At 65.1% G+C, this 16797-nt stretch carries 16 protein-coding genes and 1 tRNA gene; 7 read left to right on the top strand and 10 right to left on the bottom strand.

Annotated elements, in window-relative coordinates:
- The first annotated feature begins 63 nt into the window (after positions 1 to 63).
- The 3 genes from HLH25_RS07985 to HLH25_RS07975 are packed head-to-tail and all read left to right on the top strand — an operon-like array spanning position 64 to position 1384.
- A complete protein-coding gene (locus HLH25_RS07985; RefSeq protein WP_246401632.1) occupies positions 64 to 552 on the top strand; it encodes a lysozyme in 489 nt (162 codons plus the stop codon).
- Between the two features lie 14 nt (positions 553 to 566).
- Complete coding sequence (locus HLH25_RS07980) at positions 567 to 1214, top strand: hypothetical protein (RefSeq protein WP_182973541.1); 648 nt, start codon at positions 567 to 569, stop codon at positions 1212 to 1214.
- A complete protein-coding gene (locus tag HLH25_RS07975) occupies positions 1214 to 1384 on the top strand; it encodes a hypothetical protein (protein WP_182973540.1) in 171 nt (56 codons plus the stop codon). Before HLH25_RS07980 ends, HLH25_RS07975 begins: the two co-directional genes overlap by 1 nt.
- Positions 1385 to 1455: 71 nt before the next feature.
- Here the strand turns inward: HLH25_RS07975 and HLH25_RS07970 are convergent, their stop codons facing one another.
- Together HLH25_RS07970 and HLH25_RS07965 are read right to left on the bottom strand one after the other, a co-directional pair.
- Positions 1456 to 1650 (bottom strand): hypothetical protein, encoded by a 195-nt coding sequence (locus HLH25_RS07970; protein ID WP_182973539.1) that lies wholly within the window; start codon positions 1648 to 1650, stop codon positions 1456 to 1458.
- An 11-nt stretch (positions 1651 to 1661) separates the two neighbouring features.
- Complete coding sequence (locus HLH25_RS07965) at positions 1662 to 2216, bottom strand: hypothetical protein (protein WP_182973538.1); 555 nt, start codon at positions 2214 to 2216, stop codon at positions 1662 to 1664.
- Positions 2217 to 2504: 288 nt separating this feature from the next.
- On the opposite strand from HLH25_RS07965, the gene HLH25_RS07960 reads away from it, so the two are divergent.
- Entirely contained in the window at positions 2505 to 3302 is a 798-nt protein-coding gene (locus HLH25_RS07960) for a KilA-N domain-containing protein (RefSeq protein WP_182973537.1), read from the top strand.
- A 134-nt stretch (positions 3303 to 3436) separates the two neighbouring features.
- Here HLH25_RS07960 and HLH25_RS07955 read toward each other — a convergent pair.
- The 3 genes from HLH25_RS07955 to HLH25_RS07945 all read right to left on the bottom strand — a co-directional run bounded on the left by HLH25_RS07955 (position 3437) and on the right by HLH25_RS07945 (position 6534).
- A tRNA-Val gene (locus HLH25_RS07955) sits at positions 3437 to 3511 on the bottom strand.
- A 68-nt stretch (positions 3512 to 3579) separates the two neighbouring features.
- On the bottom strand, positions 3580 to 5484 hold the full coding sequence (locus tag HLH25_RS07950) for a hypothetical protein (RefSeq protein WP_182973536.1): 1905 nt from the start codon (positions 5482 to 5484) through the stop codon (positions 3580 to 3582).
- A gap of 81 nt (positions 5485 to 5565) precedes the next feature.
- Positions 5566 to 6534: a mitochondrial fission ELM1 family protein gene (locus tag HLH25_RS07945; protein ID WP_246401630.1), complete on the bottom strand. Its 969-nt coding sequence runs from the start codon at positions 6532 to 6534 to the stop codon at positions 5566 to 5568.
- Between the two features lie 103 nt (positions 6535 to 6637).
- On the opposite strand from HLH25_RS07945, the gene HLH25_RS07940 reads away from it, so the two are divergent.
- Positions 6638 to 7822, top strand: coding sequence for a DEAD/DEAH box helicase (locus tag HLH25_RS07940; protein ID WP_182973535.1), 1185 nt, complete (start codon positions 6638 to 6640; stop codon positions 7820 to 7822).
- A 214-nt stretch (positions 7823 to 8036) separates the two neighbouring features.
- Positions 8037 to 9068, top strand: coding sequence for a M14 family metallopeptidase (locus HLH25_RS07935; protein WP_182973534.1), 1032 nt, complete (start codon positions 8037 to 8039; stop codon positions 9066 to 9068).
- 73 nt (positions 9069 to 9141) lie between these two features.
- Here HLH25_RS07935 and HLH25_RS07930 read toward each other — a convergent pair whose 3' ends face one another.
- The 5 genes from HLH25_RS07930 to HLH25_RS07910 all read right to left on the bottom strand — a co-directional run bounded on the left by HLH25_RS07930 (position 9142) and on the right by HLH25_RS07910 (position 14743).
- Positions 9142 to 10293 carry a lactonase family protein gene (locus tag HLH25_RS07930; RefSeq protein ID WP_182973533.1) on the bottom strand — a complete coding sequence of 384 codons (1152 nt, stop codon included), beginning with the start codon at positions 10291 to 10293 and terminating at the stop codon, positions 9142 to 9144.
- 48 nt (positions 10294 to 10341) lie between these two features.
- Positions 10342 to 11769, bottom strand: coding sequence for a cytochrome c (locus HLH25_RS07925; RefSeq protein WP_246401628.1), 1428 nt, complete (start codon positions 11767 to 11769; stop codon positions 10342 to 10344).
- Positions 11766 to 13424, bottom strand: a complete 1659-nt coding sequence (locus tag HLH25_RS07920; RefSeq protein WP_182973532.1) for a GMC family oxidoreductase — start codon at positions 13422 to 13424, stop codon at positions 11766 to 11768. Before HLH25_RS07920 ends, HLH25_RS07925 begins: the two co-directional genes overlap by 4 nt.
- A 3-nt stretch (positions 13425 to 13427) precedes the next feature.
- Positions 13428 to 14057 carry a sugar dehydrogenase complex small subunit gene (locus tag HLH25_RS07915; RefSeq protein ID WP_310889068.1) on the bottom strand — a complete coding sequence of 210 codons (630 nt, stop codon included), beginning with the start codon at positions 14055 to 14057 and terminating at the stop codon, positions 13428 to 13430.
- A gap of 170 nt (positions 14058 to 14227) precedes the next feature.
- Complete coding sequence (locus HLH25_RS07910) at positions 14228 to 14743, bottom strand: GlcG/HbpS family heme-binding protein (protein ID WP_182973530.1); 516 nt, start codon at positions 14741 to 14743, stop codon at positions 14228 to 14230.
- Between the two features lie 292 nt (positions 14744 to 15035).
- On the opposite strand from HLH25_RS07910, the gene HLH25_RS07905 reads away from it, so the two are divergent.
- The gene (locus HLH25_RS07905; protein WP_310889069.1) at positions 15036 to 16784 is read left to right on the top strand and encodes a carbohydrate porin; all 1749 of its coding nucleotides are present in this window, start codon (positions 15036 to 15038) and stop codon (positions 16782 to 16784) included.
- The last annotated feature ends 13 nt before the right edge of the window (positions 16785 to 16797 follow it).

The following is a 16797-nucleotide window of genomic DNA, read 5'->3' as shown; positions in this document are numbered from 1 at the left end:
CAAGTTCGCAAGGCCGTCCCTCGGGGCGGCCTTTTTGATTCCTGCTCGCCAATGGAGCCCATCATGGAGATGGATTCGCTTGCCGTCGCGGCTCTGCTGCTGCGCCGGCTGGAGGGCCTGCGCCTGGCGCCATATCGCGACACGGCCGGGCTCTGGACCATCGGCTACGGCAATCGGTGCCTGGCCGACGGCTCGCCTGTCACCGCCGCGACGGCGCCGGTCACGGAAGCCGCTGCCGTCGCCCTGCTGACCGGCACGGTCGCCGCCCTGCGCGTCAAGCTGCGCGCCCTGGTGCATGTGTCGCTGTCGGCCTGTCAGGAGGGCGCCGTGCTGTCCTGGCAATACAATGTCGGCACCTCGGCCGCCGCGTCCTCGACCCTGCTGCGCCTGCTCAACGCCGGGCGGTTCGACGGCGCCAGCGCCCAGTTTCCGGTTTGGAACAAGATCCGCGACCGGGCGACCGGGCGCCTGGTCGTGTCCCAGGGGCTGGTCAACCGCCGTGAGATCGAACGCGCCGCATTCCTCGGCCGCCTGCCATCCCCCGTATCGTAAGGATTGGATCAATCATGGACCTCTCGTCCCTGCTGGCATTCGTGCCGGAGCAATATGCGCTGCTGATCGCGGCGCTGATCATCGGCTGCAAGCTGCTGACCGTCTATGTCCAGCCGCCGGCCGACACCTCGCGCTGGGCGCGCATCTATCGGGTGATCAACCTGATCGCCCTCAATATCGGCTGGGCGACGAATCGGCTCCAGGTGGGGCTGACCGGCGTCATCGTCGCCCGCACCGATGCCCCGGCCGCCAAGGCGGCGATCGAGGCCGCCGGCATCGTCCTGCCGGCCGCGCCGGCGTCCAGCACGCCCTCGGCCGGGGGGAAGGTCGGCGGCTTCGCTGTAGCCCTTCTGCTCGGCGCCGGCCTGGTGCTGTCCGCATGCGGCAGCAATGCTCTGGTCGAGCGGCAACAGGCCGTCATGGCGCTCGGCCGGTCTTACGTGATCGCGGGTCAGCTCGCGGTCACCTATGAGCATAGCGCCGCTGCTGACCCCAAGGTCGTGGCCGACCTCAAGCCGGCGTTCCAGCGGGCGCACGATCAGATCGTGCCGCTGATGGACGCGGCCGAGCATGGCGACCCGCTCGATCAGGCCGCCATCACCGCCGGGCAGGACGCCCTGTCCGCCCTGACCACCCTGCTCCAGACCAAGGAGACCAAGTGATGCCGTACGCTGCTCTTGTTGTCGGCCTGATCCAGGCCATTCCGGAGATCTCCGACGAGATCAAATCCCTGCTGGCCCCGATCCAGGAGGGCCGCGCCCCGACTGAGGCGGAATGGGAGGCGGCCAAGGCTGCCGCCGACCAGGCGAATGAGGCTGTGCAGGCCGGATAACGACTCAGGAGCCCTTGGCCTCGGCCGGGGGCTCTTTTTGCGTTTTCCCTATCGGTCGGTGATCGCCAGCTTCAATAATAAGACCGAATCGGCTCCAGCCCCGCCGCGCGCGCGCGCTCGTCGATGCGACGCAGCAAAGCGCGTTTTTCCGGCGTACGCCTCCCCCCACGGTTGCGCATCGCTTCCGTACGTTCGGGGGTATCGATCAGACCAAGCTGTGCTTTGCGGGCACGGACTTCGGCGAGGAAGCTGTCGAGATCACGCATATCAGCCACCGTTAGGGATCAGGACGCAGGAGGGCGAAATCGCCACCCTCGTCGTTTACTCTCTGCCTCAGATAATCCTCATCGCACTCAAATGCCAGTGCGAAGAGTGCACGTGCCTGTTCGAGGCGGGTCGAATCTCCCGGACTCGCGACTGCATGCTGGGCGAGGCGATCAGCGATCATGTCCTCGATCGCGGGAAGCGTAATCGTCGCCTTCTTGTCACGAAGCGCCATCTTACAGAGCCGCCGTCTGTCGGCTCGCCCGTCGAACAGTGGGCCGGAAACTGCCTGAAAGCCGAACAGAGGATGCTCCGGGTGATAGAAACCGAACAGGAGATGGCCAGGACGGTCCTCTTTCTTGAAGCCATTGGCTGTCATCGCCTGATTGAATGCCGGATCATCCAGGGCGACCAGATCGAAGTCGCTGGAGTTGAACGCACCGTCCGTATAAATGACCGTTGCAGCACCCCCTACCAGAACGGCATCGGTTCCAGTGATCTCACGATAGGTGGCGCAAGCTCGCCCCAAGGGCTCCAGCGCGGCGAGAAACTCTTCAGGGACCGACATTGTCGCTCTCGTCCGAACTCTCAGCCTGATCCAACCCGATCTGAATTAGGCGGCGGATGGCTTCAGAGCGCGGGACCTGATGCCGCTCTGCCCAAGCATCAACGAGGGATAGAAACTCAGGACCCATTCGCGCCCCTACCATAGGGTCCCGGCCGGTCGCTGGTCGACCTCTCTTTTTGGGTTTATCCGTTATTGACGCATTCATATATTTTGGATAAACCAAAAATCAGGACGAAGCAAGGTTGCAGCCTTGCTTCGTCCCTAACCTCCAGCAAGGGACTGCACCCCATGCCAGCGGCTACACGCGGCCATACCACGACTCTATCCGTTCTGGACACGACGATCCGTCGGGATACCGAAGGACGCTTTTGCCTGAATGACTGCCATAAGGCGTCCGGTGGCGAGAAGGCAAAACAGCCGGCAAACTTCCTTCGCTTGGATGCGACCAAGGACTTGATCACAGAAGTCGGTCACTCCTCAGATCTGAGGAGTGACCCTGTCGCGGTCGTCAATGGCGGTATCCATCGCGGCACTTACGTCGCCAAAGAACTGGTCTACGCCTATGCCATGTGGATCAGCCCGGTCTTCCACCTGCGGGTGATCCGGGCGTTCGATGCAATGGTGCAGGGCGTCCGACCCGCGCAGGGGCCGGCACCGGCCGACATCGTCGCCCAGCACCGCCAGGCCGTAGCGCTGTTCCGGTCGATGATGCAGGTCAGTTCCCTGGCGGGCCTGAATCGGCAGCAATCGGCCGCTGCGGCCAACGCCGTCGTCAAGCAGAACATCGGCGTCGATCTCTTGGCTGAACTATCGCCTCTGAAGGTCGAAACCAGCATTCTGGCCAATGTGAACAAGCCGGAAATCGATGAAATCGAAGCATTGTGGCAGGAAGCCGTCCGCACCGATAGGCAGGATGTATTTTTACTGAACAGTGCCTGTGATGCCTTTTCTTTCGTCAACCAGGACGGGGACCGCGATAATGCAAGGAAGGCATGCCTGCGTATTGTCCGATACTCTATGGACCTATGGGAGCGGGTCCATCAGCATCCGGCCACAAAACGAGCCGTCAGGCAAATCACCCCATGATCGCACATCGAAAATGGCACGGATCTGGCACAGATTCCGTTGCGCCGAATCGCGTCAATGCGAGTCGGCGTATCCAGATACGGACCGATACGACACGCGGAGGATTTAGAAATCGGGAGAAATCCGGGATCGGATGGTGGGTGCGACAGGGATTGAACCTGTGACCCCCGCCGTGTGAAGGCGATGCTCTACCGCTGAGCTACGCACCCATCCGTGCCCGGTGGGGACCTCATAATGGATCTCCCACCGGGCTGCAAGACACCCCGTCACACATTCTTCAAAACCCGAACATGTGGTCCAGCGAGAAGGCGCCATCGGCCCGCATGACACCGTGATAGCCAAACAGCCGGCACGTCACGTCGCGGATCATGACATACCCCCCCATCCCCGCGCGCGCGATCGCCGCCGCGCCGAACAGGCGATGCGGCCAGACCATCGCCGATCCCGAACAGGCGATCTCCAGGTCCGCCTTCGCCACCGCCTGCCCCTGCCCGTCATGCAGGCTCAGCACGGTTCGCGACCACGGCCGCCAGGCGGCGGAAGCGGGGTAGATCAGGCAGCAGAACGCCTCGCCCAACCCGTTCCCTCCCTTCAGGAACAGCCGCGTGGTCAACCCCGGCGGCGGCCCGGAATAAGATTGCGGCTCGCCGCGATAGGTCATGACGGTATTGAAGATATGGGCTCCGAAACTGGTCTCGGCCGCATGGCCACCCTGCCGGGCGGTAAACCGGATCAGCGCATGCAGCCAGCCATCGGCCTCGCCGCCATCGCGGAAATCATAGACCAGTTCCCCATGCCCCTCGGGCACGCCCAGCTCCGCCACATCCTGCGCCAGGTCATGGTCTCGCGGCAGGCAGCCGAGAAATTTCCGGCCGGTCAGCCGCCCTTCGACATCGAAGCAATCCAGCCGCAGCGGCAGGGTCCCCTGCGATTCGGCCATGGGCGAAGGCTGAACCACCGTACGAAACCGCGCCGGGTCCAGAATCGGGAACGGCAGCAGATACCCCCTCCCCAGACTCGGCGGCAGGTCCGCGATCCCCGGATCGGGCCGCAGATCCGCGCGCTCCACGTTCAGATGGGCGATGCGCGTCCGCGCGGCCCGCGTGACTTCATAGCGAGGCCGCACCAGATACCGCCCCGACCGAAGCTCGATCTGCGCCGGCCAGCGCAGGTCGGGCAGACACTCGGCCACAGGAATCGCCACCGTTTCATAGGGGCCGATTCCACGCATGATCGGCACCTGCCGCTCGTCCCCCATGCGGTTGAGCGCCATCGCACCGGCCGGAATCGGCACGGCGTGACTGTTCTGCACCCATAGCACCACCTCTTCGCCTACATCCGGGGCCGGCAGGTTGGCATAGCGGTCCGATGGCCAGGCATTGGCGTCATGCGTCACCGACAGGCTCGGATTATCGCCGGTGCCATAGGTATCCAGCGCATATTTCACCACGTCGTGCCCCGCCACGCCGATGGCATGCACGAACAACTGCCCAACGAAAGGCGGCAGGCCGAACCGCGCGCGCACCGCGCGACTGTCGATCACGATCGCACTTTCACCGTCGGGCACGGCCTCTTCCCAACTGGCCAGCACCTCGCCCCGCGCCCCGAACAGCCGCAGCCACAGCCGCACGTCCGTCGCCCCATAGCGCGCCCAGTAATTCGCCGTGACCAGACGGGTCGACAATCCCTCCGCATCGCGGAAAAAGGCATGATTGGTCGCGAAATTCAGCCGGTCGAGATACCGCTCCGGCACGGTCAGCAGGGTATCGGGCAACCGCACGCCGTCCAGAGCGAAAACCCGCGCCCCGTCGGGCAGCAGATGCGCGATCCGATCGCGCACCCGCGCACCATCGAAACTGACGACCAGCACCGCCCCGACCGCCGCAAGCGGCAGATCCACCAGCGCCCGCGCGGGACCGGCCGCCGTGGGCCGGCCGACGCGCTGCGTATCATGGACATACACGCCTTCGATCACGCCCAGGCCGGACAGCCCATCGGCGGCACCGGGGCAAAGCGCCAGCACCATGGCGAACATGCCCTCGGGGTCATACACCGCCACCGGCCCGGCGGCGCGAACCGAAGCCGCCAGTCCCGCCAGCGCCTCGGCCGCCAGCGGATGCGCCAGCGCCTTGTAGAGAACATTGCCGCCCGCCTGAGCGTCATAGGTATGGATGTCCAGCATGGGGATTCCATACCGCATAATCCCGCCCCCAGAAATCATACCGTTTCGACAGGTTGCGGACACCGACCGCCGTGCGGAACCTCAGCCCAGCCCCAACCGCCGCCGCATCGTCTCCGCCACCTCGATCGTATCGTCCAGCGGCCCCACCGGCCACGCCTCCATCCGCCCCGAAAAGCGGCGGATGCGCCCGGCCACCGCCAGCTCCCGCAGAAACAGCCCGATCCGCCGCGACCGTCCCGGCAGATCGACGACCATCACCGGCGCCGTCCCCGCCACGGCTTCGGACACCATCGAGACACTGTCCTGCGTCACCACCACCGCATCGGCGCAGGCCAGCAATCCCAGATACGGATTGTCGCCCTGCATGTCCCACACCCAGCCCCCCAGAGGGGCCAGCGCCTCGCGCACGATCCGGCACACCCCTTCGCCCGTCCGCCGCGACGGCGTCACCGCCATCCCGACTCCGTCACGGCGCATCATGTCCGCCAATTGCCCCGCCAACCGGGCCGCAACCGCCTCATCCAGCCGGAACCGCCCGTTGGAACCGCCCAGCAGCACGGCCACCAGCGGGCGCGGCAGATGGGCCAGACGCGGCAACCACACCGCCCGCGCCGCCGCCAGCCGCTCGGGCGAGACCCCATGCAGCGCGGTGCGCGACAGCAGGACATTGGAACCACTGATTTCATCGTGCCGGTTGGCGATGACCAGATCGAAGCGATCAAGCCGCATGCGCGGATTCTGGATCTGCACCACACGCCGCGTGCGCGCCCGCAACGCGGCCCCCACGGCGCCCCCGGTCCCACCGACACTGAAGACCAGCCCCGCCGCCCCCGCATTCAGCGGCTCGACGGCCCGCAGCGGCGCCGGCCACCACGCGGCCGGCACCCGGCCCCACAGCCCCCGCGCCCGCACGGGGCAGAAAAACGGCTCCAGCCCGGCCCGCGCAGCCAGCCCGAACGCCTGCGACCGCATCCCGGCCAGGTCTTCCGCCACCACCGCCACCGCGCGATCCGCGGCGGGCAGAACAGAAGGGGCGTCATGCGTGCTCATCGCCCCATCTGCCGTCCATCCCGGCCGAGCGTCAATGCCACGACCCGCCCCGGAGATTCGCTTTGCTTCCCCCGGGCCGCCACACACGGTATCCCCTCATGGAATGACCGACACGCCCTCCCCCGCCGACACCGCCAGCACCGACACCCCCACCTTCGCGCAGCTTGGCCTCCAGGAGCGAATCCTGGCCAATGTCGCCCGCGCCGGCTACGCCGCGCCCTCGCCGATCCAGGCCCTGGCAATCCCGCCGATCCTGGCCGGCAAGGATGTCGAAGCCCTGTCGCGCACCGGCAGCGGCAAGACCGCCGCCTTCGCCCTGCCGCTGGTCCAGAAACTGCTCGCCGACCCCCGCCCCGCCGCGACGGCGCAGGAAGGCGTCCCCGGCGTGGTGCGGACGCTGATCCTGTCGCCGACCCGCGAACTGGCCAGCCAGACCGCGACCGCCATCCGCACCTGCGCCCATGGCTGCCAGTTGATGATCGGACTGGCCATCGGCGGCGTCCCCAAGGACCGCCAGACCCGCGCCCTGCGCGGCGGCGCCGACATCCTGGTCGCCACCCCCGGCCGCCTGCTCGATCACCTGGCCGACGGCACGATCGGCCTGGACCAGACCACCTGCCTGGTGCTGGACGAGGCGGACAGGATGCTGGAACTGGGCTTCATCGAAGATATCCAGTCCATCGCCGAACGCCTGCCGACGCGGCACCAGACCCTGCTGTTCTCCGCGACCATGCCGCCCGCCGTCGCCACCCTGGCCCGCCGGCTGCTGCACCGGCCGCTGCACGTCGCCCCGCCCGAGGCCACCGCCCCCCCGCCCCGTATCCGCCAGCAGGTCGCCTTCGTCGCCGCCGCGCGCAAGAACGCGACGCTGATCGCCCTGCTCAGGCGCGACACGCCCGAACGGGTCATGGTCTTCACCCGCACAAAACAGGCCAGCGACAGCGTGGCCCGCGCGCTGGAATCCGCCGGCCTCTCCGCGGCGGCCCTCCATGGCGACCACAGCCAGGCCAGACGCGACCGCACGCTCGCCACGTTCCGACGCGGCACGCTGCGGGTGCTGGTCGCCACCGACGTGATGGCACGCGGCATCGACATCGACGATGTGACGCTGGTGGTGAATTACGACATTCCCGAACAGCCCGAGACCTATATCCACCGCATCGGCCGCACCGCCCGCGCCGGACGGCGCGGCACCGCGCTGTCGCTGTGCGCGCCCGAGGAACGGCAGTTGCTGCGCGAGATCGAACGCCAGACCAGCGCGCGAATCACCGCCATCGACCCCACCTGACCACCCGTCGGCCCGCCTGCCCACCTGCCCACCTGCCGGGGAATGCACGCGGCGCCACCCAGTCCCGATGCCGGGACAGGCCCCAGGCGCGCCATGGCATTGCAGGTCCGGCGCGACGCTATAAAATCGTTTTCATGACCTGTCCGACCGCTCCCGTGGTGCATGACGATGGCCTGTCCGGCACCTGCCGCCCGGACGCGCGGCGCGTGACGGGATGAGCTGCGGCACAGGCTCCCGCCCCGGCGCGTCGCCGCGCGTCCGCGCCCGGCCGAAATTTCTCGAAACCCTGCCGCCCCCGCCGCAGGCGCTGCCCGCCTTCACCCAGGACATCGCGCCGCCCGACCTCTCGCCGTGGCTGACCGACCATTGCGGCATTCCCGGCGTGGTGCATCACGAGGCCCCGCGCCCCGGCCCCCATGTCGTGCTGACGGCGCTGATCCATGGCAACGAGTTCGCCGGCGCCATCGTGCTGGACCGCCTGCTGCGCGAGCGTATCCGCCCGACACGGGGCCGCCTGTCGCTGATCTTCGCCAATCCGGAGGCACTCGCCCGTTTCACCCCGGCCAACCCGGTCGCCTCGCGCTTCGTCGAGGAAGACATGAACCGGGTCTGGAGCCGGCAGGTCCTGTCCAGCCCGCGCCGCTCGGTGGAACTGGACCGCGCGCGGGCGATCCTGCCGGTGATCGAAACCGCCGACATCCTGATGGACCTGCATTCCATGCTCTGGCCCGGCGCGCCGCTGATCCTGGCCGGCGCCACCGAAAGCGGCCGCCGCCTGGCGACCATGATCGGCGACCCGCCACTGGTCGTCTCCGACCACGGCCACAAGGCCGGCCCGCGCCTGATCGATTACGAACGGTTTTCCGACCCCGCCGGCCCCTACGCCGCCTGCCTGCTGGAAGCCGGCGCGCACTGGGCGGCCGACACGGTCCGGACGACGGACAGCGCGGTGCGCGCGCTGCTGCGGCATAGCGGCCTGCTGCCCGCCGAACCGACGCCACCGGTCGCCGCCAGCCGCCAGTTGATGGTCACCGATATCGTCACGGCCGAAACGCCCGGCTTCCGCTTCGTCCGCCCCTTCCAGGGCGGCGAAATCATCCGCCGCCGGGGCACCCTGCTGGCCCAGGACGGCCCGGACGAGATCCGGACCCCCTACCCAGACTGCATGCTGGTCATGCCCAACCTGCGCCCCGGCCGGGGCCAGACCGCCGTCCGACTGGCCCGAACCCTGCCCACGCCACCGTAGCCGGTCGCCCGACACCCCGCCGATCGGTCAGGCCGATGAGTCGGGCCGCTCGGTCAGGTTGCCGGCCCGTCCGTCACTCCGCTGCCGAAGAGCGCGCCAGATCCGCGCCGCCACCCGGCAGGGGCGCTTCACCGACCCGCTCCAGTTTCTCGCCATCCCAGCCCAGCGTCAGCAGGCTGCGATCCATGACGCCCTGAACGAGAATTTCCTTCCCATCGGGCGAGAAGGCCAGTCCCTGCGGCCACAATGTTCCCGGCGCCTGGGCGAGCGTATGCAACTGCCCGTCCTTCAGGGACAGGACCGTCACCACGCCACGCGGATGATAGCGCGGCGAGGTCGGCGGCACCGCCGAACCGTTCTGCGACACGACGGCGACATACCGCCCATCGGGGGAGATATCGAGCCCCTCGGGCGCATTGGGCACCGTCACGCGCTGGATCTCCCGGATCGGCGACGCCGTCAGGTCCAGCACCGACAGGGCACCCGGCAGCCCTTCCCCATGCCCCAGCATGCCCATGACCGCATAATGCCCATCCTTCGTCATCTGGATGTTCCACGGGCCGGGCGCGATGTTCAGCGGCGTGGGATCGACGGAGATCGCGTCGCCGTCGATATGCAGCAGATAGACCCGATCCGCCTGCCACAGGCTCACAAGCGCCCGCTTGCCATCCGGCAGGATCGCAACGCCGGCCGGAAAGCCCGAAACCGGCAGCATGATGACCTTGCGGTCACCCAGCCTGTGCCCGTCGAAGCGAAACCACGTCAGCACGCCCGACCTGCCGTTGGCGACCAGCAGATGCTGTCCGTCCGGGGTAAAGCGCATCGTGGTCGCCCCGGCGGCGGAGGCCACCTGCTGGACCAGCCGGGGCTTCGCACCCGACAGGTCCACGACGCTGATACGATCGTCGGGGACGATCTTGTTCGTCTTCACGTCGGGCCTCGACGCCGAGGACACGAGGACGGTCTTGCCGTCATGCGTGAATTCAAGCGCCGTCGGCGGCCCGATCACGCTGACGGGCACATTAAGGCTCGCCCGCACACCCCACACGCCGTTCGCGGCCCTTTCCAGAACGGACAGCGTGTCGGGAACCAGCGGCTGCGGCAGAACCTGCACCCCATTGCGCAGAATGGAGTGCCCGTCATTGGCCGAAACGACCGTCTGCGCGCAGACCGGCGAGGACATGGCAAGCAGTGCCGTAAAGGCAAGCGTCAGTGTGTTGCGCATCTTCGATATCCACCCATCAGTCCCTGAAACCGGCCCATGTTTCAATTTTCAACGTGTCTTCCGGACCCGACGCATCATCAGCACGACAAGACCGACCAGGACCAGACCCCCGGCGATCATGCCCGGCACGGCATAGGCTCCAAGCTTCGCGATCAGCGGCTTGGGACCACCCGAGCGGATCAGTTTCACGTCCTCCGCCGAGACCTTCACGGCCGGATTGCCGAATTCCTGCTCAACATAGTTGCTGACATCGGCAATGTCCTGATCGGAGAGCGCATCCACGTACGATCCCTCGCCAAAGCCCGGCATATAGACCGTATGGCCGCCCACTTCGCGCCTGACGCCCGTCAGGATCGTCGAAATCAGGTTATCCGCGATCGGCGCGCCGACAGCCGTATTATGGAAGAGCTGCGGATAATACCCGTCGGGGCTCCCCTTGCCCGTCGGACGATGGCAGGCCGCGCATTCGCCGGTAAACAGGCGCTCCCCACGGCTCATCCCGCTTTCCGGCAAACCGCGATAAGCGGTCTCACGGTCGGACGCCTTGCCATACGCATCGCGCGGCGCGGTATCCCGACTGTCCGAAATCGCGGGAACCTGCTTGATATAAGCAACGATCGCCCGAATATCGCTGTCGTCCAGATACTGGAAACTATGCTCCACAGCCTCCGCCATCGGGCCGCCGGCCTGGGCCTTCCCCGGCACGTCGCCGGTCTTCAGATACCGGGCGAGCTCATCATCGCTCCAGCCTCCGACACCGCTTTTCTGATCAGACGTGACATTGGGCGCATACCACGACCCCAGCGACGCGCCGCCCAGGGCCTTGCTGCCGATCTCGGCCATCATCGCATTGCGCGGCGTGTGGCAGGTATCGCAATGCGCCAGCGCGTAGGCCAGGTAATGCCCGCGATTGACTTCCGCCGACTTGCCCGGCTCCGGCCTGAAGCGCGTATCGTCCAGGAAGAGCAGGTTCCAGAAGGCCATGCTGGCGCGAATATTGTACGGGAACGGCAGCGCCGTCTCCCGCGCCTTCGCCTCGACCGGCTTCACGTCGGTCATGAAATAGACATACAGCGCGTGAATGTCTTCGTCGGTCAGCTTGGTGTACGACGTGTATGGCATCGCGGGATAAAGATGCGCGCCATCGCCACGAATCCCCTCGCGCAACGCGCGGGCAAACTGCGCCTCCGTATAGGCGCCGATGCCGTACGTCTTCGAAGGCGTGATGTTGGTGGCATAGATCGCGCCCAGGGGCGATGCGATTCCATAACCACCGGCAAACGGCTTTCCGCCACCCGGCGCCGTATGGCAGGCGGCGCAATCCGCCGCGACGGCAAGATAGTGCCCGCGCTGGGCAATGGCCTCATTCGGCTCCGGCACCTGCGCCCGAACGACAGAGCAGGACAATACCAGCGCTGCGGCGGCCAGTCCGAGATGACCGGCCAGTTCCCGCACCTTCCTGGAACTCTGCATCATGCCCGTCCCTTTTCGAAATCCGCTTTGATGGAATCAGCCGCTTTCAGGCCGAGGGCCGCCATGCTCAACGTCGTGTTCACCACGCTGGCCGAAGCCATCGCCCCGCCGCCGGGCAGCCAGAGATTGGGGTGGTCATGGGCGCGGCAATCACCGTCGACGACCGAATCCTTGGGATTCTTTCCCATGATCGTGCCGCCCATGATGTGATTGTTCGCGTTGTAATCGGTCGTGATGCGCAGCTCGGTGCCGCCCAGAAGACCCGCGATCTGCTTGACCTGCTCGTTGACCGATTCCAGTCCCTTGCGAACATAATCGCCGACATCATAATGAATGTCCGGACATGCCAGACCCAGCGGGTCCTTGCGCGTGCTGCTCAGGGTCAAGCGGTTATTGGGGTCAGGCAACGGCTCCAGGCTGATCGACAGATCGACACCGCACGCCGCGCGCCGGCGGATCTCGTCATCCAGTTCCTGGCCCACCAGCCCGAGCGCCAGCGCCTGCTGGGTCGCCGGCGCAACACGGCTGATATTGTTCAGGATCATCTTGTTGGCGGAATACTCGCTGCGGAACCCACCGTCCCGCGGCCCGACGATGCAACTGCTCTGCGCCGGCCCGCGCCCGAACCACAGCGGCTCGTTCGCCAGGAACGACGCATGAGCGCCCGAATGGTCCATCATGTTCCGGCCAACCTGGTCGGACGAATTGGCAATGCCGTTCGGGTTGCGGGCATTGGCCGCCAGCAGCAGCAGCCGGGGCGTCTCGATCCCGTTGCACGCCAGCACGAACGTCTTGCCGGTCGCCTTGTGCGACTGGCGGTGGGCGTCATACCAGTAGACGGCCGTGATCCGGTTGTTCTCGTCCGTATCCATCCGGTAGACGACGGCTTCGGCGAGCGTCACCGCCCCGTTGGCTTCCGCCCGGTCGATATGCTGGATGCCGTTATACATGGCGCCGATCGGGCAGATCGGCTGGCAGTTATTGTTGCCGCAGCACGACGGACGATCGCCGAAAGGCTCCATGCTGCGCCCCTGCGGAATGGGCACCAGATGAAAACCGTGCGGATTCACGATCTCCGCGACCCGACGATCGCCATAACCGAAGGGGATCATGTCGCGGGGATAAGGCCGGCTCCGTTCCGGAGGCGACTGGAGGGAAACGTCGTGCGGGCCGGAAACCCCCATCTCCTCTTCCGCCCGGCAATAGTACGGCTCAAGCTCGTTATAGGAAATCGCCCAGTCCCGGCCGACGCCATAACGCGACTTCATCTCGAAATCGACGGGCAGATGCCGCCAGCAGGACGCCGCCCAATGCCACGTCGTGCCACCGACCGTCCGCAGATACCCCTGCTTGAATGCCGAACCATTGGGGCCGGACAGACCGACATAATCGTTCGGCGGAAAATATAGCGGCGCCTGGGCCAGCGGAGATTGCGGATAAAGCCCCTGGAAATCGGAATGCAGGCGGTTATGGAACGACATGTTCCGCCAGTTCTCGACATACTCTTCCCGCTTGAGGCGCAGGCCGGCTTCGAGAATGACGACCGAACGACCCGCGGCCGCAAGCTCGTTCGCGATCATGCCGCCCACGACCCCCGAGCCGACGACGACGACATCGGCCGAAACGTCGCCGGACTGGGAAAATGCTGGTTTGGCCACGATTTATTGCTCCCTGTGCGGCAACGGAGAATGAGGGGGAGATGACGGGGGAATGGTCCCCAGCGGCGGCGTCTGCCGTGGCGCCTTGCCCTCGACGCCCGCACCCTGCGGCATCGGAGCCGGCGGCGTGGCCGGCAGCGGCGCATGAACGGGAATCCCCAGCGGCGGCGGCGTCTCCGTCCACCAGCCCGGACGATCGAAGCAATAGGTCGGCACCGGCAGCCCATCGCGCGTCGGCTGGTACATCAGCGCATCGTAGTACGCGACCATTGGCGCATTCGTCTTGTCCTGCACCGAGCCGGTATACCAGGCCGCGTTCAGGGCCAGCAGGTCATCCTTCAGGTCGCCGGCACGGTCCAGAATCTCCCTGGGCGTCCCCCCCTGGGCAACCAGACCGGAAAGTGCCTGTATTTTTGCGACATAATCCGGAAACGTCTTCCGCATCGCCGCAAACAGGCGGCGCGCGATGACCGGATGCAGTTCCGAATGCCCGGTAATGGCACGAGAGACCGACAGGAACGTCGCATCATCGACCGTCGCGGCATGGGCGACATCGCCGGAGAACCCGAACTCGCCGAAAGCCGCCGAAAAGCCGGCAACGACCGTCCCCAGCATGAGCGAGCGGCGACTCACTCCGGGTTTCCGGGCGGACCCGTCGCCGTTCACGTCACTATTTCTGTTCATGCCTCATTTTTCTCCAGAACACGCATCGGGATGGCCGAGGACAAGACGATTTCGCAACGGAAGGGCGGGCGATCCGATCCATGAATCCTGCCCCGTGAAAAACCGTCCGGAATGCCCGCTCACTCTTTCATCGCTGCCAGGCCGGCTTGCGCCGCCTGCTCATCCTGAGCGTTGTTTCCTCCGCTCACCCCAATGGCGCCGATCAGACGGCCATCATGAAAAATCGGGATTCCACCAGCAGCCGGCATGGCATGCGGCAGGGCCAGCACGGCCATTTTCCCACCGGCCAGCGCCGTTTCGAACGCGGCGGAAGGGCGCTTGTAAAAGACCGCGCTGATCGCCTTGCGTTCCGCCAGATCGAGGCTCGCAATCTGCGCATCCGCCATCCGTTCGGTCAGGATCGTCCGCCCGCCGGCATCCACCACATACACGACAATGGCCGTACCATTCGCCACCGCCTTGCTCTCCGCCGCCTGCGCCATCGCCCGTGCCTGAGGCAGCGCGATCACGCCGGCAGAGCGGGTCTCCGCGTGGGCCACCCCCGCCAGCAGGTTCAGGCCGACGACGAACCCGCACGCCAACCGACACGCAACGCGGGAAACGGTCTTTGTCGATGCACTCTTGAGTCGCAGCATCCGGCTCGCCTTTCGGGTCGTGTCGCTTAACGTCTTGAGCGCCCTTTGCCATGCACGGGCATAGTTTCACTAGATCGGTCTAAATCACTATATTGTGAACGCTCTGTCATGATCGCCGCTGCCAACCCGCTTACGCCACCGGAGGAAGCCCGCGAAAATCCGCCATCCTTATGAGAATATGTATTTTTTTTCATAATTCCGACCGGCCTGGAATTTATATCGGTCTAAAATGGATTTCATGATTCGCCACCCGCACATACCAGATCACGGTTTTCGTGATCTGGCATGATCTGTGAAGCATGACGATTGTATGGCATCTCGCTCGACTAACGATATCGAGTATTTTATCCGAGCCCCCAGCACGATTCGGATAAGGTGCGAAGTATATAATACACTTCAGGTCACCGGATTTCAGATGACAGGCTCTGTATATAAACAAAAAATCGCACAGTGTTCCTGCTTCAATTTCAGGAAATACAGGAGTTTTGCGCTTACTACTCTTACCTTACTCCAGTTGTCCGGAAACACCGTCCCGTCATTCGCACAGGACACCCGAAGCTCCGCCAAGGTGGCCAAATCTGCGAAGCAGGTCCCGAGCCAGAACGAGAATCTCGGTCCGCAGCAGAATGCGTCGTCACCACTTAACTCGGTCCGGGAGAATGCCCCTCCACAGGCATCCATTCCGCCGGGTATCCTGACGACGTACCCATCCCCTCCCCTTGCCGCTCGGGGCGGACAGCCGGCCCCCATCGTCAGGGGGCCGCCTTCCCTGTTCCCCACCCTTTTCGGCGTCATCCCGTGGCTCGAACGGCGCGGCATCGGCTTTCATTTCGACAACACCAACGAATATGCGGGCGCGCTGCAAGCCCCCACGCGCGGCCCCCATTACGGCAACTATCGGCAGGGATCGAGCAACGCGGGCCAATACTCGGCCAACCTGACCGTGGACTGGGAACAACTGGCCGGCATGAAGGGGTTCATGACGCACATGACCACCGTCGGTCGCTACGGCACGACCGCCAACCGTATGTTCGGCGACTGGCTCGCCCATAGTTCGGAAATCTATGGCGGCGGCGGCAACGTCGTCGTGCATCTTGTCTCCCTGTACGGAGAGGAGAGTCTCTATAAGGGCAGGCTCCTGATCGCCGGCGGCCGCATGTCCCAGATGTCGGATTTCGCCTCCAGCCCGCTCTTCTGCAATTTCCAGAACAATTCGTTCTGCGGGCGTCCCAAGGCGGCGGCGGACAGCACCTATTACGGCAGTTACCCGGCCGCGACCTGGGCGTTTCGCCTCAAGGGCCGCCCCCGCAAGGATCTTTACGTCCAGACCGCCGTTTATTTCGCGGAAAACGGCATTTACATGAACTTTCAGCACCGCACGGGCTTCAAATGGAACGGCGCCAACATCGTCGGATACGAAATCCCCGTCGAAACCCAATGGGAACCGAAATTCGGCGCCGAGCACGACCTTCCCGGCCATTATAAACTCGGCTTCGTTTTCGACGATGTCCAACGCGCCGACAATTACTACAACACCGCCGGACAGTCCTATTATGTCCACGGCGGCAAGCAACTCATGCGGAAATCCTCGTGGCAGACATATTTTATGTTCGACCAGAAGATCATGAACTATCCCGGCCGCCCCAAGACCAGCGGCCTGACCTTCATGGGCGGCTATATCTACAACTCTCCCTACACCTCAGTCCGTGATTTCGAAGTCTATGGCGCGTTCATGAGCCAGGGCCTCTTCCCCGGCCGCCCCCAGGATATCCTGGGGGCCGCGTTTTCCTATGTCAGCATCGCACCGGGCACGAGAGACACCACCATCGCGATGGTCAACGCCGGCAAATTTACCGGCATGCCCAACCATGCCACGGGTATTCAGACGAATGCTGAGGTGCTGGAACTCGATTATTCCATACATGTTATGCGCGGCGTGACCTTCAGCCCGGACTTTCAGTACTATATGAACCCCAACGGCCAAAAGGGATTGCGGAACTCTGCGGTGCTGGGCTTTAAGTCCTATGTCTCCTTTTTTTAGATCGGTCCAAGCG

This window comes from Gluconacetobacter dulcium (assembly GCF_014174165.1).
GTDB lineage: Bacteria > Pseudomonadota > Alphaproteobacteria > Acetobacterales > Acetobacteraceae > Gluconacetobacter > Gluconacetobacter dulcium.
This window is presented reverse-complemented; position numbering and strand designations above follow the sequence as displayed.